At 62.2% G+C, this 19,863-nt stretch carries 17 protein-coding genes; 7 read left to right on the top strand and 10 right to left on the bottom strand.

Features of this window, described 5'->3' with window-relative positions:
* Nucleotides 1-25 precede the first annotated feature (25 nt).
* The 3 genes from GRAN_RS07625 to GRAN_RS07635 all read left to right on the top strand — a co-directional run bounded on the left by GRAN_RS07625 (nt 26) and on the right by GRAN_RS07635 (nt 5,415).
* Nucleotides 26-712, top strand: a complete 687-nt coding sequence (locus GRAN_RS07625) for a GNAT family N-acetyltransferase (protein ID WP_128912321.1) — start codon at nt 26-28, stop codon at nt 710-712.
* A gap of 68 nt (nt 713-780) precedes the next feature.
* A complete protein-coding gene (locus tag GRAN_RS07630; RefSeq protein ID WP_128912322.1) occupies nt 781-2,007 on the top strand; it encodes a multidrug effflux MFS transporter in 1,227 nt (408 codons plus the stop codon).
* Nucleotides 2,008-2,253: 246 nt separating this feature from the next.
* Nucleotides 2,254-5,415, top strand: a complete 3,162-nt coding sequence (locus GRAN_RS07635; RefSeq protein ID WP_128912323.1) for a TonB-dependent receptor — start codon at nt 2,254-2,256, stop codon at nt 5,413-5,415.
* An 84-nt stretch (nt 5,416-5,499) separates the two neighbouring features.
* On the opposite strand, the gene purU is transcribed toward GRAN_RS07635, so the two are convergent.
* Together purU and GRAN_RS07645 are read right to left on the bottom strand one after the other, a co-directional pair.
* Nucleotides 5,500-6,351, bottom strand: a complete 852-nt coding sequence (gene purU, locus GRAN_RS07640; RefSeq protein WP_128912324.1) for a formyltetrahydrofolate deformylase — start codon at nt 6,349-6,351, stop codon at nt 5,500-5,502.
* A gap of 176 nt (nt 6,352-6,527) precedes the next feature.
* Entirely contained in the window at nt 6,528-6,917 is a 390-nt protein-coding gene (locus GRAN_RS07645) for an RNA-binding S4 domain-containing protein (RefSeq protein WP_128912325.1), read from the bottom strand.
* 69 nt (nt 6,918-6,986) lie between these two features.
* Here GRAN_RS07645 and GRAN_RS07650 point away from each other — a divergent pair, with 69 nt between their 5' ends.
* A complete protein-coding gene (locus tag GRAN_RS07650; RefSeq protein ID WP_192897978.1) occupies nt 6,987-7,298 on the top strand; it encodes a putative quinol monooxygenase in 312 nt (103 codons plus the stop codon).
* 9 nt (nt 7,299-7,307) lie between these two features.
* Here the strand turns inward: GRAN_RS07650 and GRAN_RS07655 are convergent, their stop codons facing one another.
* From GRAN_RS07655 to GRAN_RS07690, 8 genes are all read right to left on the bottom strand, one after another.
* Nucleotides 7,308-8,174, bottom strand: a complete 867-nt coding sequence (locus GRAN_RS07655) for a prephenate dehydrogenase (protein WP_128912326.1) — start codon at nt 8,172-8,174, stop codon at nt 7,308-7,310.
* A gap of 17 nt (nt 8,175-8,191) precedes the next feature.
* Nucleotides 8,192-9,211 carry a 3-deoxy-7-phosphoheptulonate synthase gene (aroF, locus tag GRAN_RS07660; RefSeq protein WP_128912327.1) on the bottom strand — a complete coding sequence of 340 codons (1,020 nt, stop codon included), beginning with the start codon at nt 9,209-9,211 and terminating at the stop codon, nt 8,192-8,194.
* Between the two features lie 52 nt (nt 9,212-9,263).
* Nucleotides 9,264-9,524 (bottom strand): chorismate mutase, encoded by a 261-nt coding sequence (gene pheA, locus GRAN_RS07665; RefSeq protein WP_128912328.1) that lies wholly within the window; start codon nt 9,522-9,524, stop codon nt 9,264-9,266.
* 75 nt (nt 9,525-9,599) lie between these two features.
* Nucleotides 9,600-10,364, bottom strand: a complete 765-nt coding sequence (gene trpA, locus GRAN_RS07670) for a tryptophan synthase subunit alpha (protein WP_128912329.1) — start codon at nt 10,362-10,364, stop codon at nt 9,600-9,602.
* Nucleotides 10,364-11,614, bottom strand: coding sequence for a tryptophan synthase subunit beta (gene trpB, locus GRAN_RS07675; protein WP_128912330.1), 1,251 nt, complete (start codon nt 11,612-11,614; stop codon nt 10,364-10,366). The genes trpA and trpB overlap by 1 nt, the downstream gene beginning before the upstream one ends.
* Nucleotides 11,615-11,872: 258 nt before the next feature.
* Nucleotides 11,873-13,222 carry a glycerate kinase type-2 family protein gene (locus GRAN_RS07680; protein WP_128912331.1) on the bottom strand — a complete coding sequence of 450 codons (1,350 nt, stop codon included), beginning with the start codon at nt 13,220-13,222 and terminating at the stop codon, nt 11,873-11,875.
* Nucleotides 13,219-14,505, bottom strand: coding sequence for a lactate racemase domain-containing protein (locus tag GRAN_RS07685; protein WP_128912332.1), 1,287 nt, complete (start codon nt 14,503-14,505; stop codon nt 13,219-13,221). Before GRAN_RS07685 ends, GRAN_RS07680 begins: the two co-directional genes overlap by 4 nt.
* A 20-nt stretch (nt 14,506-14,525) precedes the next feature.
* Nucleotides 14,526-16,742 carry an alpha-amylase family protein gene (locus GRAN_RS07690; protein WP_241654398.1) on the bottom strand — a complete coding sequence of 739 codons (2,217 nt, stop codon included), beginning with the start codon at nt 16,740-16,742 and terminating at the stop codon, nt 14,526-14,528.
* Nucleotides 16,743-16,940: 198 nt separating this feature from the next.
* Here GRAN_RS07690 and GRAN_RS07695 point away from each other — a divergent pair, with 198 nt between their 5' ends.
* The 3 genes from GRAN_RS07695 to GRAN_RS07705 all read left to right on the top strand — a co-directional run bounded on the left by GRAN_RS07695 (nt 16,941) and on the right by GRAN_RS07705 (nt 19,854).
* Nucleotides 16,941-18,632, top strand: a complete 1,692-nt coding sequence (locus GRAN_RS07695; RefSeq protein WP_128912333.1) for an L-lactate permease — start codon at nt 16,941-16,943, stop codon at nt 18,630-18,632.
* Nucleotides 18,633-18,669: 37 nt separating this feature from the next.
* Entirely contained in the window at nt 18,670-19,440 is a 771-nt protein-coding gene (locus GRAN_RS07700) for an SDR family NAD(P)-dependent oxidoreductase (protein ID WP_128912334.1), read from the top strand.
* Between the two features lie 105 nt (nt 19,441-19,545).
* Entirely contained in the window at nt 19,546-19,854 is a 309-nt protein-coding gene (locus GRAN_RS07705) for a hypothetical protein (protein WP_241654399.1), read from the top strand.
* Nucleotides 19,855-19,863: the final 9 nt, after the last annotated feature.

Here is a 19,863-nt window from a genome sequence, read left to right on the forward strand (position 1 = left end):
CACTCCACCGTAAACTGGTCCCAGCATGGCCACTCCCGAAGAGATCTTCTCCAACCCTTTCTTCCACTCCCTCCTCACCGAACACGCCGGCATTGCTATCGGCAGCAACCTCGCTTTGCGCTTCCCCGCAGACGTCATCCCGTTCGCGAGCCTCGCCGAAGCGACGCCGCAAGCCATGCAGGCCCTCCACGACGTGCTCGCCCCCGGAGAACGTATCTACGTCCTCGGCGACCATCTTCCCTCCATCCCCGGCCTCACTGCCATCCACACTCTCCCTGTCCCGCAGATGCACCCCCAGGCTCCCGCTCCACCAGCATCCTCTGAGATCACCATCCGGTCTCTCAACGCCTCCGACGCTCCCGCAATGGTGCATCTCACCGACGTCGCCTTCCCCACCTTCTTCCGCCCGCGTGCCCACATCCTCGGAGACTTCTTCGGAATCCATCACGATGGAGAACTCGTCGCCATGGCCGGTGAGCGGATTGCCCTCCCCGGCTTCCGCGAGATCAGCGCCCTCTGTACCCACCCCGCGCACACCGGCAAGGGTTACGCAGCCCATCTGCTTCATCACCTCATGCGTCACCACGCGGCGCAGGGCCTCAAGAGCTTCCTCCATGTCTCCGGATCCAACACACGCGCCATCTCTCTCTACGAGAGGCTGGGATTCACAAAGACCCGAACCGTGCTCGTTCACGAACTCCAGCGCAGCTGACTCGAATCGATCCAGCTACCCGCATTCTCTGCGTGAAAAGCCTCCCTGATATGACACCCTAGTAAGGGATGAAAAAACACGCATTCAGCTTCACCCTGCTCCTAGCCGCGATCTCGGCTCTCACCTCCTTGGCTATCGACATGGGCCTTCCCGCCATGCCTGCCATCGAGTCCCGCTTCGCCCTCGCTCCCGGTCGCGGAGCCCTTACCCTCAGCGTATTCCTCGCCGGCTTCGCGCTCACCCCGCTCTTCGGAGGCCCGCTCTCCGACCGCCTCGGCCGCCGCCCCGTCCTCATCGCAGGACTCGCCGTCTTCGCCGCCAGCGCTCTCGCCTGTTCCACTGTCCCAGGCTTCCACGAACTGCTCCTCGCCCGCCTTCTCCAGGGTTCCGCCGCCGGCGTCTGCGTCTCGCTCCCCCTCGCCATCATCCGCGATTCCCTCGATGGCCACGCCGCCCGCAACGCCATGTCCCAGGTCACCACCGTCCTCGGCGTCGTGCCTCTTCTAGCCCCTATCACCGGCTCCTGGGTCATGCTCATCGCCAACTGGCGCTATATCTACGTCACCCAGGCCACCCTCGCCGCTGTCCTCCTTACCGTCGTCGCCCTCACCTTCAAGGAGACCCTCCCCGAAGACAAGCGCCAGGCCCTCCCCGCCCACGTCCTCCTCCTCAACTACCGCCTGGTACTCCGCGAGCCCGTCTTCCTCGTCCACGCCTTCGTCTATGGCCTTGCCTTCGCCTGCATGTTCTCCTACATCTCGGCTTCGCCTCTGGTGTTCATGGACGAGATGCACGTCCCCCAGCATCTCTACACCCTCCTCTTCGCCTGCACGGCGGGCTCCCAGATGCTCGGAGCCTTCACCAGCGGCCTCCTCAGCAAACGCCATCACTCCGGCCGCAGCACCATCCGCTTCGGCCTCATCCTCCTGACCGTCGCTTCAGCCCTGGCAATCATTCTGCAGAGCATTGGCCTCGAGCGGCCCATCTATCTCATGCTCCCGATGATGCTCGTCCTCTTCGCCTTCGGCATCATCGCGCCCTCGGCAACCCTCGGCGCACTCGAACCCATCCCCCACGTCGCTGGAGCAGGCAGCGGAGCCATCCGCAGCCTGCAGATGATCCTCGGTTCGGCCTCCAGCGCCATCCTCGCCTGGATCTGCGCCCGCCCTCACGTCGATCCGGCCATCGCCATGACCGCCACCATGGCCGTCACCGCCCTGATCGCCCTCACCCTCTTTTTGACCACTCTCCGCGCGCCTGCAAGCTCTCCCGCCGCCCACCTCACCGCGAAGTAATCCCGCCCCGGCAGCCTCCGCCCGCGACACCAAAGTAATCATTTCGAGCCTGCACGCTCACAAATAGGCCAACCGCCCTAGAAGCAACGGCGGGCAATTGTCTGTGTCCGCGCGAAGTACTTAACTTTATTATGTATTCACGCACTCGTAACGTTACCTGACACTCACAGGACTCCGCCTCGCCCCAGCAGAGCTGTCTCCTGCGTGGCTCCTACCCAACTGTTTTTCAGAAGAGGAGACCCATCGATGCGCTTTTGTAACGCCCTTCTCACCGCCGCCTGCTTCGTTCTTCTACTCGCACTCCCCCTCACCGCCCAGACCTTCGACACCTCCATCACCGGGACCGTAACGGACAGCTCCGGAGCCGTTCTCCCCGGAGCTACCGTCACCGTCACCTCCCCGTCCACCGGCCTCACCAAGACAGCAGTCAGCGGAGCCAGCGGCCAGTATTCCGTGACCTATCTCACCCCCGGTTCCTATACCGTCACCATCGCCGCCACGGGATTCGGTTCCAAGGTACAGAAGGGCCTCGAACTCCAGATCAACCAGCAGGCGAAGTTCGACACCTCCCTCAGCATCTCCTCCCAGGGTCAGGTGGTCGAAATCACCAGCCAGCAGCCGCTCATCCAGGCTGAGGACGCCTCGCTGGGAGCCGTTATCGACAGCGACCGCGCCGTGAACCTGCCGCTCAACGGACGCAGGTTCAACGACCTCGCCATCCTCACGCCCGGCGTTGTCGTCTCCAATCCCGATGACCACTCCTCGAGCACCAACGGTTCCACCATCTCGTCCAATGGCGGCCGCAACATCTGGGGGCAGATCAACGTAGACGGCGTCACCATGGTCAACAATCGCCACGCCTACGTGAACGCCTATCCTTCCGTCGATGCCATCGACGAGTTCAAGGTCCTCACCGGCAATTACTCTGCCGAATACGGCGGAGGGTCCGGCTCCATCGTCAACGTCCAGCTCAAAACCGGCACTAACCAGTTCCATGGCACGGTCTTCGAGTTCATCCGCAACCAGGCCGTCGATGCGCGCAACCTCTTCCGAGTCGCCCCACTCGCCAAAAACGTCCTCAAGCAGAACCAGTTCGGCGGAACCGTTGGCGGCCCCATCTTCAAGGACCGCACCTTCTTCTTCGCCAGCTATGAGGGCCTTCGCTCCATCTCCGAGACCCCCTCCACGGCGAACGTCCTCACCGCCGCCCAGCGCAACGGTGACTTTTCCGCCCTCACCACACCGCTCCGCAACCCCTTCACCGGCGGCACCTACGCCAACAACCAGATCCCCGTGAACGCTGTCGCCCAGAACATCGTCAACACCTACATGCCTCTGCCCAACACCACCGGAAGCACGAACTACTCCGGAGCCAGCTCAGGCAATCTCAGCGTCGACCAGGGTATCCTCCGCCTCGACCACAAGTTCAACGACGCCAACCAGGTCTTCCTCCACTACATCTACGCCGACCGCAACTTCCCCGTAACCAACATCAACCCGAACTTTCACTTCACCGGCACCTATCCCATCCACAACGTTGCCTTCCAGTACGTCCACGTCTTCTCGCCTCACATCGTGAACGAACTCCGCCTCGGCACCGACCTTGAGCACGTCAAGCAGCTCAGCGTCCGCGCCAACACGAACTTCACCGCCGCCTCCATCGGCATCAACGGCTTCCTCGTCGGCGGCCCCAACGGACGCGTTCTCACCCCCGCCGAAGAAGGCTTCCCTACCCTTTCCATCTCCGGCTACATCAATGTCGGCGACGGCACCGCCGCCTCCAACCTCGACGACAGCCGCACCTACCAGCTCGCCGATAACCTCACCTGGACTCGCGGCAAGCACACGATTGTCTTCGGTGCCGACATCCGCCACGTTCAGGACAACGCCACCACCAACAACACGCCCTACGGCTCCGAGTCCTTCACCGGCTCTATCACCGGCAACGCCGCCGCCGACTTCATCCTCGGCTACCCCGCCACCTCCATCACCCCCGAAGGCGTGCCGATCTCGAAACTCCGCCAGTGGCGCACCGGGGCCTACGTGCAGGATGACTGGAAGCTCACACCCAAGCTCACCCTCAACATCGGCCTTCGCCACGACCTCTGGGTCCCACCCGTCGACGTCAACAACGTCTCCCGCACCCTCGATTTCAGCGGCCCCACGCCTGTCTTCACCCCTGCCCCCGGAGCCCGCCTCAACAACATCTGGTCCGTCTCCGACAAAGATTTCGAGCCTCGCGTCGGCTTCGCCTACAGCATCGATCCCACCACCGTCATCCGCGGAGCCTACGGCATCTCCTTCTTCGGAGGCCAGTTCGACAACATCAATATCCTCCAGCTCAACCCGCCCACCGCCGGCTCCCTCACCATCTCGAACACGACCACCAACCCCATCGCAACCATCTCGACCCCCGTCCCGGCAGCCCTCTATCCCGCAAACCCCTTCTACAACGCCACCACCCTCAACGCCAGCCGCACCCACCCCGACCTCTATCTCCAGACCACCAACCTCGCTGTCTCGAAGCAGTTCTACTCGAACGTCCTCGACATCACCTACGTCCACGTCAAGGGAACCCACGAAGACTCCTCACTCACCTACTTCAACTCCCCCCAGCCCGGGCCCGGAGCCATTCAGGCTCGCCGCCCCTATCCCACCTTCGCCCGTATCCGCATGCTCGACTTCAGCGGAGCCTCCGGCTACAACGCACTGCAGGTTCACTTCGAACACCGCATGACCCATAGCTTGAGCTTCACCGGCGTCTACTCCTGGTCGCACACCATCGACAACCAGGGAGCCGATGTCAACGGAGGCGGCTGCGAGTGCCAGAATCCCCGCGTCATCCACGAGTGGGCCAACGGCCTCACCGATCAGCGCCACACCCTCACCGTAGGCTACGTCTGGAAGCTGCCGAAGCTCTCCGACAACCAGAACGCCATCGCCCGCGCCTTCCTCAACGGATGGGGTCTCAACGGCATCGCTCAGGTCGCCAGCGGAACGCCTCTCTTCATCACCCAGTCCACCGATGCGCAGAACACCGACAACGGATGGGAGCGTCCCAACCTCGTCATCGGCGTAAACCCAAGGCTAAACAACCGCTCCGTCAACGGCTGGTTCAATACCGCCGCGTTCACCACCAGCACCTATCTCACCGGCTACGGCACCACGCCCCGCAACCCTTTCGTCGGGCCCGCAACACGTAACACCAACCTGGCCCTCGCAAGAAACTTTACGATGCCCTACAACGAAGGCCATCACCTCGAACTCCGTCTCGAAGCATTCAACGCCCTCAACACCCCGCAGTTCTCTAACCCAGGTACCAGCCAGGGCTCGAGCACCTTCGGCAAGATCACCTCCACCAAGATCGACAACCGCGAACTGCAGCTTGGCGTGAAGTATCTCTTCTAAACCAGCCGCTCCCGAACAAACCAAGGCTGCGGAAGCCCACACTTCCGCAGCCTTTTCCTTTGCAAAGCAGCATAGTTATTGGCGCTAGTTGAAGATCACCGTCTTATTCGCATACGAGAGAATCCTTCTCTCAAGGTGCCATCGCACTGCCCTCGACAGCACAAGCCTCTCGAGGTCCCGTCCCTTCTGAATCAGGTCTCCAAGCTGATCGTCATGCGAGATCCGCATCACATCCTGCTCGATGATTGGACCCTCATCCAGAACCTCCGTCACATAATGGCTGCTCGAGCCGATCAGCTTCACCCCACGCGCAAAGGCTGCATGGTACGGCTTCGCGCCTGTAAACGCCGGCAGGAACGAATGGTGAACGTTGATGATTCGCCTCGGATACGCCGCGCAGAATCCCGGCGAAAGAACCTGCATATACCGCGCAAGCACCACAAGCTCGACGCCGTTCTCCCGCAGAAGCGTGGTCTGCCTCTCCTCCGCCTGAAGCTTCGTCTCTTTCGTGACAGGAACGTGGTGAAAAGGAATCTTGTAGAAATCCGCCAGTGGCCGAGCATCCTCGTGGTTGCTGATCAGCAGCGATATCTCGCACTGCAGCTCTCCCGCATGATGACGAAAGAGAAGATCGTTCAGGCAGTGCAGATACTGCGAGACGAAGATCGCCACCTTCGGAAGCTGCTCCTGATTCGACAGCTCCCACTCCATCCCGTATCTCTGAGCCAAAGCGCCAAACTGCTCTCGAAGACTCGCACGCTCCGATGCATCATCCAGGGCAAACTCAACCCGCATGAAAAAGAGATTGAGGTCGTTGTCCTGGTGCTGCGCCGCATGCAGGATATTCCCACCACGCTCGAAGAGGAACTGCGCGATGGCGGCAACGAGTCCCTTACGATCAGGACAATGGAGAAGAAGGATCCACGGCTTTGTCATCGGGTTCCAGCATAAACTCCGGGCACAGCCTCATTGTGCGCCACACAGTCGAAGCAGCTGCCGCCACCGCTGATGCCTTCGCCATGGCTGCTGCCGTTGCCGTTGCTTCTTTGGTTGTCATTCCCGAAGGGAATCTGCGTCTTCTTTTGCCGTTGCTATTCTCGAAGCAGCTACTCCTAGAACCGGATAGTCCGCCCGCGCAGCTTCCCAATATCCCGCCGATCCTTCTTCGAAGGCCGCCCCTCCGTTATCCCGCCCGCCTCAAGCATCATCTTCCGTTCAAGCGCCGCCTTGGCACGCGCCTCCCGGCTCTCCTCCGTCTCCCGATAGAACGTCTGCGCCACCGCCGCAGGCCCCCTCAACTCGCCGGCGATCAGCACCTCCACCTGAAACTCCCCACCCTCATTTCGGATCAAGAGCATATCCCCAACCCGCACATCCCGCGAGGCCTTCGCCCGGGTGCAATTGCTCTCCACCCGGCCCAGTTCACAGGCATCCGAAGCCAGCGCCCGCGTCTTGAAGAACCGCGCCGCCCAAAGCCACTTATCGATCCGCACCGATCCCATGCCCTATTCTCTCTCCCAGCCCGCGACCGGCGTAAAGTGGTCATCAAGGCCAAAGAAAGGGTATTCCTCTTGCCATCCACAAGCACAGCATTCGTAGTAATCGCCGAGTTGCAGGTTCCGATCGAACATCGCGAAGAATTCCTGAAAATATGCCAGTTCGACAGCGAGCATTCCGTAGCCGACGAACCCGGATGCCGCCAGTTCGACGTCCTCATCCAGCCGGAATCACCGGAGACGATCGTCCTCTACGAGGTCTATGACGATCGCGCCGCCTTCGACACGCACCTGACCATGCCTCACTTCGCCCCCTTCGCGGAGGGCCTCGAACGCCTTAATATTCCAAAACCCAACGTACGCTTCTTCACCCGCAACAACCCATAAGTCAGCGCCCTACCGCTTCCGAAACGCGTTCGCCCGCGCAAACTCATCTCTTAACTCCGGCGTCCGCAGGTTCTCCCGAAGATGCGCGAGTCTCTGCTCCAGTGCGAGCAATGTAGCCGCGACCGCGTCCGTATTCGTCATCGCCACATCTCGCCACATCGAGTAGGGACTAGCCCCAAGCCGCGTCATCTCCCGAAGCGCTCGCCCTCCGATCGCAAGAAACTCTCCAGCAACCTCCGGGGCCTCGCGGAACTCATCCTCCAGTAGCGCCGCCATCGCGGTCGAAACATACTGCGGCAGGTGGCTGACCCAAGCGCAAACAACATCGTGCCGCCCCGCCTCCATCTCCACCACCCGGCACCCAAACCGCCGCACCCAATCCTGCCACTCCACCTCGAGCTCTGAAGCCGCCCCCGGTAAGGCCGTAAACAGCCACGTCGCCCCATTAAGCAGCCGCGCCTCCGCCAGCGCCGCTCCACCCGACTCCTTCCCCGCCATCGGATGCCCTGGCAAAAACCGCGCCTGTCCGTCGCCGTTATAGAGCCGCCCAGCAAGCTCAGCAATCGAGCCCTTGGTACTCCCCACATCCGTCACAAGCTGGCCCGGCCCAAGCAACGGAGCCAGTCTCTGCATCCAGTCCAGGATCCCCAGCACCGGCACCGCAAGCATGATCACATCCGCTGCCGTCACCGCCTCGAGAACCCGCTCCTCCCCCTCCAGCGCCTCACCAATCGCCCCCATCGCAAGCGCCTGCCGAAGCTCCTCTTCGCTCAGATCCACCCCGGAGATCAACCCGGAAAATCCCGCCGCACGCAAAGCGAGGCCGATCGATGATCCGATCAGCCCCGTTCCGACGATGACAACCCGCTCAATCAACAGATACCCTCGCAGCTCTAAGCCACCGTACGCCCAACCACCGGCGCCAGCATCCTCATCTGCTCCATCAGCTTCTCAAGCTGCTCCGGAAACAGGCTCTGCGCTCCATCCGACATCGCCTTATCCGGATTCGGGTGCATCTCCATCAGCAGCCCATCCGCGCCAGCAGCAATCGAAGCCAGCGCCATCGGCGGAACCAGGTCCCTCTTCCCAACCCCATGCGACGGATCGCCGAACACCGGAAGATGCGTCAGCTTCTTCAGCACCGGGATCGCCGAGATATCCATCGTGTTGCGCGTGTACGTCTCGAACGTCCGAATCCCGCGCTCGCACAGCATCAGGTCGTAGTTGCCGCCCGAAAGAATGTACTCCGCCGACAGCAGAACCTCTTCAATCGTCGCCGCGATCCCACGCTTCAGCAGGACAGGCTTCCGCACATACCCAAGCTCCCGCAGCAGGTTGAAGTTCTGCATATTGCGCGCACCAACTTGGAAGCAGTCGATGTAAGGAAGCATCAACTCGATCTGCGAGATCTCCATCACCTCGGTGATCACCAGCAGGCCGGTCTCGTTCGACACATCCCGCAGCAGCTTCAACCCCTCAAGCCCCATTCCCTGGAACGAGTACGGCGAGCTGCGCGGCTTGAACGCCCCACCCCGGAGGAACTGCGCCCCCGCCTTCGCCACCTGCTGCGCGCTCAGCAGGATCTGCTCCTTCGACTCCACCGAGCAAGGCCCCGCCATGATCGTCACATTCTCGCCGCCAACGACAACGCCATTGGGAAAAGTAATCTTCGTCCCCTCCGGCCGAAAGCTCCGCCCCGCCAGCTTGTACGGCGAAGAGATCCGGTAGGCGTCGAATACCCCGCTCAGCACCTTGAACTCCGCCACATCGAAGTGCCCCGGCGTCCCCACACCCGCCAGAATCGTCTGGTTCGCCCCGGTCGTCCGGTGGACATCGAACCCGAGTTCGACCATCCGCTCAATCACCGCGTGAATATGCTCTTCCGTTGCCTGGTCCTGCATCGCTACGATCATCGTCGTCTATCGCCTTTTCTCTCTCTGACTCAAATCTGAAACCTGCCCACACTCAGGGCCTTTGCTGCAACGTCCGCATCACATCGATAATCCGTTCAAACACATGCTGAATCTCCGCATCGCCAAGCGGTCCAGGATTCATCGCCCGCACATGGTCGAAAACCTCCTGCTCCCGCTTCGGCTCATACACAGGAGCCCCAGCCTGCCGCTTCAGCTCGCCGATCGCCTTCGCAGCCTCAGCCCGCTTGCTGATCAGCCCGACTATCTGCTCATCCAGCGCATCGATCCTGTCCCGCCAGTCCGCTATCTCCACGTCATCGCCCCGTCTCTGAGAATTCTGCGCCGCACTCCTGCGCTAATGGCACACAGGGAACTCCAACCACTCATCCTACCGCCCCCGCAATCCCGCAATGAAACTCCCAACCGCCGTCGCCGCATCCGTCGGCCCCGTCTTCTCGATCAGCGCCACCAGCGCGCTCCCGATCACAGCCGCATCCGCGAACTCGCCCACAGCCTTCACATGCGCGGCATTCGAGATCCCGAACCCAACCGCAATCGGCAGGGTCGTGAACTTCCGCAGCCGCTCCACGAGTCCCGGAGCATCGCTAGCCACCGTATCCCGCGTCCCCGTAATCCCAACCCGCGAGATCGCGTACACAAACCCCTTCGAGTTCTCCCCGATCGCCTTCAGCCGCGCATCCGGACTCGTAGGAGCCGCCAGGAACACCGGTGCCAACTCATTCGCCGACATCTCCGCCAGGTACTCGCCCGCCTCCTCCACGATCATGTCCGTCAGCAGAACCCCATCCGCGCCCACCTCCGCAGCCTTGGTGCAGAACTCCTTCATCCCCATCCGCACCACGGGATTCAGATACGAGAACAGCACCAACCCACAAGCCGGACGAGCCTTCCGCAACTCCGCCGCAATCCCCAGCACATCCGTCAACCGCGTCCCCCGAGCGACGGCCCGCTCACTCGCTCGCTGAATCACCGGCCCATCGGCAAGAGGATCCGAGAAGGGAACACCCAACTCGATCACATCCGCGCCGTTATCGATCGCCGCCAGCGCAATATCCCGCGTCGTCGCCAGGTCCGGGTCTCCCGCCGTTAAATAAGCCACAATCCCCGGCTTCGTCTCGAATGCAATCGGCACTAGAGTCCCCCCGCGATCGTCGAGTCCTTCGTGGCGCCCTGCAAATTCAATTCCCGCGCCATGATCCCCATATCCTTATCCCCACGGCCGCTCAGGTTGATCATCAAAATCTGATCCTTCCCCATCCGCGCCGCCATCCTCATCCCCTCAGCCACCGCATGCGCCGACTCCAGCGCCGGAACGATTCCCTCCGTCCGCGACAACGCCACCGTAGCCTTCAGCGCCTCCTCATCCGAGCACGACACATACTCCGCCCGCCCCGAGTCATGCAGCATCGCATGCTCCGGCCCCACGCTCGCATAGTCCAGCCCAGCACTCACCGAGTGCGTCGTAGCCACCTGCCCATAGTCGTTCTGCAGCACGTACGAGTAGGTCCCCTGCAGCACTCCCGGCAGCCCGCCGCCCGTCTTCTGAAACCGCGCCGCATGTTCCCCAAGCGCCGTCCCACGCCCACCCGCCTCCACGCCGACTAACTTCACCGAAGCATCCGGAATGAACTCATAGAACGCCCCGATCGCATTCGATCCACCACCCACGCAAGCAACCACCGCATCCGGAAGCCGCCCTACCTCCTCCAGAAACTGCTTCCGTGCCTCGATCGAAATCACCCGGTGAAAGTTCCGCACCATCGTCGGATACGGATGCGCCCCAAGCGCGCTCCCAAGCACGTAGTAAGTCGTGCGAACGTTCGTGACCCAGTCCCGCATCGCCTCGTTGATCGCGTCCTTCAACGTAGCCGACCCCGACGCAACCCCACGCACATCAGCCCCGAGCAGGCGCATGCGATAGACATTCAGCTCCTGCCGCCGCATATCTTCCTCGCCCATGTAGATAACGCATTCAAGCCCTAACAACGCACAAACGGTAGCCGTAGCCACCCCATGCTGCCCCGCGCCTGTCTCGGCGATGATCCTCTGCTTACCCATCCGCCGCGCCAGCAAACCCTGCCCAAGCGCATTGTTGATCTTGTGCGCGCCAGTGTGCAGTAGGTCCTCGCGCTTCAGGTAGATCTTCGCTCCACCCAACTGCTCGGACATCCGCTTCGCAAAGTAAAGCGGCGTCGGGCGCCCACAGTAGTGATGCAGCAGCCCATCAAGCTCCGCATGAAACGCCGGATCATCCTGCGCGACCGCATACGCCGCCTCGAGCTCTTCCAGCGCCGCCATCAGCGTCTCCGGAACATACCGTCCGCCATAAGCGCCGAACCGCCCCGCCACCTGCACCGCCGGATTCTCAACCGCTGTCGCCATCACAAGCTCCTCGCCCGCAAAACAAACACACGCAAAACAAAAGCCGCACCTTATGCAGGTTGCGGCTCGTGGGTATATCGATCGTCTGAAGCGTTACGAAACTTTCAGATGAACCTACACCGCCGAAGCCGCTACCGTACGCCAGTAGCGGAACGTAAACGACGGGCTAAAAAAGAGACTCATCCTGCGATCTACCTTACATCCGATGGTTCCCCCACTGCAACCTCGCCTCATGAATTCTCCGCTGATCGTTTCCCACTATTCCGCGATCAGTAATCGCAAATCCCGCAAGTTATTCCCCGTAGGCCCCGTATACACCGTCGCATTCAACCGATGCAAAAGCCCGTAAGAATCGAACCGCCGCAAGGCATCCTCCGCCTCGCTCTCAAGACCAGGCAGCGTAGTCTCATCCACCACGGCACCGGCACGATCGCTGTTCCCATCCACCCCGTCGGACCCAGCCGAAAACACCACGGTCGGCCGTTCAGATCCAGCAATCTTCGTAGCCGCATACAGAGCGAAGTGCTGATTCCTTCCACCCTTGCCCCCAGTTTCGCCGTCCGTATGCGTCACCTTCACCGTCACCTCACCCGTCGAGATCAGGCAAACCCGCCCCAGCGTCTCCCGTAGCTCCTGCAGTCGCCCAAGCAGGTAATCCGCGGCATCCCGATAGTCCCAGTCATCGCACGTGTTATCCACCACCGTCGCAAACCCTAACGCCTCAGCTTCTCTCCGAGCAGCAACGGCCAAATCCTCAGCCGACAGAAGCGTAAACACCCGTGGCGAAAACATCTCCGGCTTCGGCGTCTCGATCATCTGCCCCGACTCGAAGAACCCCCGCACCGCCGCCGGAAACCTATCCAGCAACTGATAGCGCCCGAGTATCTCCCAACACTGCTCCACCGTCGACCGATCCGGCAGCGTCGGCCCCGAGGCAAGCGCGTCGAGCTGCCCTTCCGGTACATCCGACACCAGCATCGTCACCCCCGGCATCCCCGCTGCGGCCATCCCAAGCCGCCCGCCTTTTACTGCCGAAAAATGCTTCCGCACGCAGTTGATCTCGGCGATATGCGCCCCGCTATGCACCAGCACCCGATAAAACCCAACCGTCTCCTCCAGCGAAATCGACTCGTCCAGCGGAAGCTCCATCATCGCCGAAGCCCCACCGCTGATCAGGAAGAAGCAGAACGTCTTCTCCGCCGCAACCGAAGCCTCACGAACCATCGCAAGCGCCGCCCTCGCAGCCGCAAACGACTCCTCATTCGGCATCGGATGCCCACCCGCAAAATAAGCAATCCCATCCCGCAGCCCGTCCGGCCTCTCCGGCGCAATCAGCATCCCGGAGACCTCGCACCCATCGGGCAGCCGCACCCGGTCGAGCAGCGACTGCAGCATAGGCGTAGCCCCCTTACCCATAGCAACCACCACCACCCGCTCCACCCCGGCGAGATCGACCTCCCCATCCCCCTCCAGCGCAAACGCATACGGCTTCCCGCTAGGACCAGCCCTCATCTTCGAAGCAAACGCCTGCTCCACACCACAAGCCGCAAGCGAAGCCGCAAAGATCCCTCTCGCAACGCCACGACGATCGGCCGAAGCTCCTGTCATCTGGCGCTCACCAGCTCCATAGGCTGCACCCGTGCATAAGCATAGGGACCATCCGACATCACCGCTACCCGCCCGCCCGCCGGAAGCCCATCCAGCAGACTCGCGATCGCCTCGTCGACAGTCCTAAAGCTCCGCAGCGCCCCAAGCTCCTCCGGCCTCGTCCCCGGAGCATAGAACAGCACCGGATGCTTCAACTCAACCAGCGCCAGCTTCTCCAACTGCCATTGATCCGGCACAACCGGCGCATCCGCAATCTCATCGAGATACCGCTGCGGCCCCTCATAACTCCGGAGCTTCTCCGCAAACTCAGCCGACCCAATCCCCTCCGAGCACTCGCTCACCACCAGAATCTTCCCACCCGGCTTCACGATATGCTGCACCGCCGTCACGCCCTTGATCGTCTGGTAGCACGTCAGGTCCAGCGGATTCCCCGCCGCGCTCGTAATCGCCGCATCCACAAACTCCGGCACATACTCCACCGACGATCCACGCAGAAACTCCACACCCGCCGCATGCGCCTTCACCGGATCCCCCGCAAAGATCCCCGAGATCCCCCGGCTCTTCGTCAACGTTACATCCAGCATGAAGTCATGCCGCACCATCCGCGCAATCTCGAGCAGCTCCGCATGCAGCGGATTCTCATCGATCGACCCTTCCACCGCCAGGCTCTCCCGCATGAACTTCGGCGAATGAATCACTTTGATCGTCTCCTGCGCCGCCAGCCCCGGCGCAATCATCTTCCGCCCACCCGAAAACCCAAGCATCAAATGCTGCTCGATAAACCCAAGCGTGATGTGCAGGTCCGCATCCAGAAACGGCCTCTCGACATACACCGGCGTCCCCCGTCGCGTCTCGCCGACATACCCATGCGCATCCTTCTTCTTCGCATCATGATTCAGAATCGGATACTTCGCCGCGATCTCCGGCCCGAGAATGATATCCAGCTCTTCGCGCGTAGCCTCCCGATGCAGCCCGGTAGCAATGCAGATCGTAATATTCTGCACCCGCAACCCAGCCCGATGCAGCCGTTCCAGCACCGGAGGCAGCGTCACCTGGTTCGGAGCCGGGCGCGTAATATCGCACACCGAGATAGCCGCCGTCTTCTTCCCCGCCGCAAGCACCTCTAACGGCGCACACCCGATCGGCCCATCCAAAGCCGCATCCAGCGCCCGCCGCACATCCTGCATCGCACCCGCCGCATGCGCATGCACCACCTGGTAACGCGGCCCATCCGGCAGATGCAGCGTCAACCCGGTCTTCCCAAAAGCAACGACTGTATCCAACTCAAACCCCCACCGATCGCCTACGTTGCAAGGTCAAAGGCAACAACCTCATGCACCCCGATCGAAGGCACATCGACCGCGATCACGTCACCCTCTCTCTTATAGACGCCATCCCCACCCGCCACAAGCAACCGCACCCGCGACACCTTCTCGCCCTTCGGCACCCGCAGCCTCACCACCTGCGGGGGCATGGCGATGATCTCCCGCACCGGCCCCTTCATCATCATCGGGTTCGTCAGGTTCACCAGGTGAACCGTCATCGACCCCTTCTGCTTCCACACCGCGAGATCCAGCACGCCCTGCCCCGTCACTTCCACCGGAGCATCCTCAGCCGTAGCCCACCGCACAGCGTTCGCCAGCAGCCTCCCCTGGTCGACATTCAGCACCTCCCAGAACGTCCGGTCGATATCTCCCGGAAAATAAACCACTCTCCCCGCACCATGCTTGTTCAGGAAAACCCCGGGCCCACCCGTCTGCTGAGACCGCTGAAACACCTCCTCCATCGGAAGATCCGGATAACTCGGAACGATACTGACAACCGCCTTCGTATCCCCCGTCGTCTTCACAGAAACCTGGTTCGCCGCATTGATGATCCGAGGCACCCCATCCAAGCCCGCCAGCAAAGCCGTGGTATCCCCTCCAGCGGAATGGTCGAACGCAAGGTAAGAGTTCAGCATCGGCCCATCCACCTTCCCCGCGAACGAAGCCCCAAACAACGATGCCAGCCCAAACTCCTTCCGTCTCACGCCCGCCTCGTCATACAGCGACGTCTCGAACGTAGCCACCACGCCCCCACCCCGCGCAACGAACGCCTCGATCTGCCCACACTGCTTCGTCGAAAGTGCAGCGATATTCGGCAGGATCAGCGTCCGAAGCTGCCTCAGGTGCTCCTCATCGAGCAGCCCGTCATGCACCATCTCGAACGGAATCCGCGCCTCGATCATCGCCTGGTAGAAGCCTAGCGCCGCATCCTCCACCTTCGTCCGCGCGTTCACGCCGCCGTAGAACTCCGCCGTCTGCTGCGAGTACACCATGCCCACACGCGCCAGCGACCGCTCATTCCGCAGATACCCTTCGTTCGCATAGTGCCACTGGTAGATCTCCTCCACCACCGGCAGCCAGCGCTTATCGATCACCTTCGCATTGAACTTCGTAAACCACGGCCTCAGATCGTTCGCAATCCCATCCGCCACCCAAAGCCGTATCTCGTCCCCACTCTGCACCGAGTCCTTCCAGCGGTACCGTTCCTCCACCCCCACGCTGAAGATCCCGCCGATCGCCTTCGACCCCATCGTCGCGCGATATTCCTTGCCATTCTTCCCATTCGTCCACGGAGGCGTCGTTCCGCTCCGTCCCTGCCGATCCGCAAACAGCGTCGGCGCAAGCTCCCCGATCGTCACCATGTCCAGCTCGCTCAAAGCCCCGCCACCCGCATTGGCGATATAACTCGCGTTCGGATTGATCTCCCGAATCTTCGTATTCCACAACCGCCAAAGCTCAAACAGCGTCTTCTGGTTCCAAAGGATGTAAGCATGCCGCGCCGCATCCTGCGGATCGAGCGTCCGCGGCAACTCCAGACCCGAGTAGGCCTTGAAGCTCACCTGGCAGTGCTCGCAGAAGCACATCCCATTGCCCGACCACCGGTTGGTAAAGATCCCATCCGGCATATAAAGCCGCATGATCTCCTGGTGAACCGACGTCATGAACTCGAAGTTGTAAGGCCCCAACGCGCACGTCAACCAAAGGCTGGGGTCTGAAGGATGCCGCCTTTTCTTCCCCTGCGCATCCACCGCGATCCACTCCGGGTGCTGCTCATACGCATCCTGGTGGCACGCATGCGAGTCTGTCCGCGCAACCACATTCATCCCCAGCTTCCGGCACCCTGCGACAAGATCCCCAAACGTATCCATCGACCCGAGCCATTTGCTCCGGTAATGCAACGGGACCTTCGTCGGGTAGAACGCCACCACACCACCCGCGCTCAGGCACGCCGCGTCTGCATGAATCCTCTTGAAGTAGTCCAGCCAGAACCCCTGGTCGTAGTTGCCCGGATCATCCTCGACAAACGCTAGTTGCGCCCACCGCATCGGCCGGTCATACCATCCAGGATTCCCAACGGTAGGACCAACCCTGGCTTGCGCGCCTTCCGCGTCGAGGGTCATCCACAACGCACCCAGGACCGACATCGCCGCCACACCGCCCACCTGCTTCACAAACGTCCGCCGGCTCTGCGTCAATGGATCTCCACTGCATCCAGGCTTTTGACGATGGTACGACCATTCGCCTACGATGCAAGCGAATCATAGGTGGCCGCCGAGAGCCTCGTCAACGAGCGGGAGCACGCCCGCATCCTCTGAACATCAACACTTGCTTCCAAATCCCTTCACCCCGATGAGGTAGAACGTAGTATCGAAAGCGCACGGAGGATTCTCGTCTTGACCTGGTCTCAAACGTATCTTCTCTTCGGCCACGGCCTCGCCTTCTCCGTCCTCCTCGCAGCAACACCCATCTTCACGCTCCTGCTCCTGCTCGGAGTCCTTCGCCGCCCCGCCTGGATCGCTGGCCTCTCCGGCCTCGCCGTCACCCTCTGCCTCGCGGTGCTGGCCTACCACATGCCCGTCGTCACCGCCGTCAGCGCGGCCGCCAACGGAGCCGCCTTCGGTCTCTTCCCCATCTCGTGGATTGTCTTTTCCGCCCTCTGTCTCTTCCGCGTCACTGTCGAGACCGGCCAGTTCGAAATCATCAAGGACTCCCTCGGCCGTCTCACTCCCGACCCGCGTCTTCAGGCCCTCCTCATCGCCTTTGCCTTCGAAGGCTTCCTCGAAGGCGCGGCAGGCTTCGGCGCCCCCGTCGCCATCGCCTCCTCGATGCTCATCGGCCTCGGCTTCTCCCCCTACAGCGCGGCCGCCCTCTGCCTCCTCGCCAACACCGCGCCGGTCGCCTTCGGCTCCATCGGCATCCCCATCGTCACCCTTGCCGGAACTACCGGCCTGTCCCTCGCCAAACTCAGCGCCGCCGTAGGCGCTCTCGTCACCCCGATCGCCCTCATCCTTCCGATCTATCTCGTCGTCGCCGTCGGGGGAGTAGGCGCACTGAGCGGCATCTGGCTTCCGTTGATCGTCGCCGGAGGCGTCTTCGGCGGCATGCAGTTCGTCGTCTCCACCTACCTCGGCCCCCAACTCACCGACATCCTCGCCGCCATCGCCGCCATGGCCTCCCTCGTCCTCCTCCTCCGGTTCTGGCGAGCCCAGAAACCGGGCGAAGCTTCAGGCGGTGTCTCAACAGCAACGCTGAAGAACTTCGCCCGCATGGGAGCCGAAGCCGGCGACCACGACGGAGAACTTTCCCTTGAAGAAAAGACAGTCCCCGAGAACTCCGTTGGCAAGGTCTTCAAAGCCTGGGCTCCCTACGCCTTCCTCGTGGCCTGCGTGCTCCTCTGGGGCTACGCCCCCTTCCAGCGCAAGCTCAACGCCGTTACCTTCCTCATCAAGTGGCCGTTCCTCCACGACGTGGTCCAGCGCATGCCCCCAATCGTCGCGTCGCCCTCGCCCTATCACGCGCTCTACACCGTCAACTGGCTCTCCGCCGCCGGAACCTCCTGCATGGTGGCCGCGCTCCTCGCCGCCGCCTTCCTCCGCCTCAGCCCCATCCGCTTCGCCAGGATCCTCCTAGCCGTCACCCGGCAGCTCATGCTCCCGACCGTCACCGTCACCTCCGTCATCGCCATCGCCTTCCTGATGAACTACTGCGGAGCCACCGTGACCCTCGGCCTCGGCTTCGCCGCCACCGGAGCCCTCTTCCCCTTTTTCAGCGCTCTCCTCGGCTGGGTCGGCGTCTTCCTCACCGGCTCCGACACCTCCGCCAACGCCCTCTTCGGCAACCTCCAGGTCGTCTCCGCCGAGCGCCTCCACTTCGACCCCATCCTCATGGCCGCCGCCAACTCCGCCGGGGGCGTCATGGGCAAAATGATCAGCCTCCAGACCATCGCCGTCGCCGCCGCAGCCACCGGCCTCACCGCCCTCGAGCAGGTCAGGCTCTTCCGCTTCACCCTCAAGCACAGCATCATCCTCGCCGTCGCCACCGGGCTCATCGCCCTCCTCTACGCCCACATCCTGCACTTCGGCTGACGCCCTTGCGAGGGCCAAGTCCGTTACCCTTGAAAGCATGCGCATCGCAGTCATCACAGGAGCAGCCCAGGGCATAGGCCGCCGCACCGCCGAACTCTTCGCCGCCAACGGCTACGGCCTCGCCCTCATCGATCTCCAGTCGTCCAGCGAGACCCTCCACTCCATCGCCCAACACAATGTCGAAGCCTTCGACTTTACCGGCGACATCTCCGACGAGTCCTGCGTCTCCACCTTCGTCTCCGAAGTAAAGTCCCGCTACGGCCGAGCCGACGTCCTCGTCAACAACGCCGGCATCAGCTTCATCGCTCCCGCCGAGACCGTAACCGGAGCCGCCTTCCGCCGCGTCCTCGATGTCAACCTCCTCGCCCCGTTCCTGCTTGCCCGCGACTTCGGCGTCATGATGCTCGAGCAGGGCGAGGGCTCGATCGTCAACGTAGCCTCCATCGCCGGCCTCGTCGGCATTGGAGACCGCTCCGCATACAACGCCAGCAAGCACGGCCTCATCGGTCTCACCCGCACCCTCGCCGCCGAGTGGGGTGGACGCGGCGTCCGCGCCAACGCCGTCTGCCCCGGCTGGGTCAAAACCGAGATGGACGTAGCCGACCAGGCCACCTCCGGCTACAACGACCAGGACATCGAAGACCGCAACCCCATGGGCCGCTTCGCCTCCCCCGACGACATCGCCAACGCCATCCTCTTCCTCGCCGACCCGGCCAAGAGCGGCTTCATCAACGGACAATCGCTGGCCGTAGACGGTGGATGGATTACCGACGGAAGCTGGCAGACCCTGCGCCTCCGCCATCGCTGATCCCTCAATCGATCGCAAGTTGCTGACAGAATTGTCCTTACCTGCCCAACCTCCCGCGCATCCAATCTTCGCAGTGTAGGAAATACACGGAGGAACGAAATGATAATGATGAAATCAGTTGCAGTCTTGGCAATGGTCAGCTTTCTCTCGTTACCCCTCACCGGAGTGGCTCAGACCTACTCCCAGCGCCGCCATGATCGCGCCAAAGCTTCTCAAACCAGGCACGATCACCGCCACCACACCGGTGCCAAGATCGTCGGTGGCTCAGCCGCCGGCGGAGCCGTAGCAGGCGGACTTCTGGGCGGCGGCAAAGGAGCACTCATCGGAGCCGGCGTAGGAGCAGGCGGCGGAGCCATCGCCAACAAGGTCCGCGTCGACAAGGGCGTCAAAGCCCGCGAACGCGAAGACCGCTAGCCCGCTAGA

Origin of the sequence: Granulicella sibirica, from assembly GCF_004115155.1 — a bacterium.
In the GTDB taxonomy this organism is placed as follows: domain Bacteria; phylum Acidobacteriota; class Terriglobia; order Terriglobales; family Acidobacteriaceae; genus Edaphobacter; species Edaphobacter sibiricus.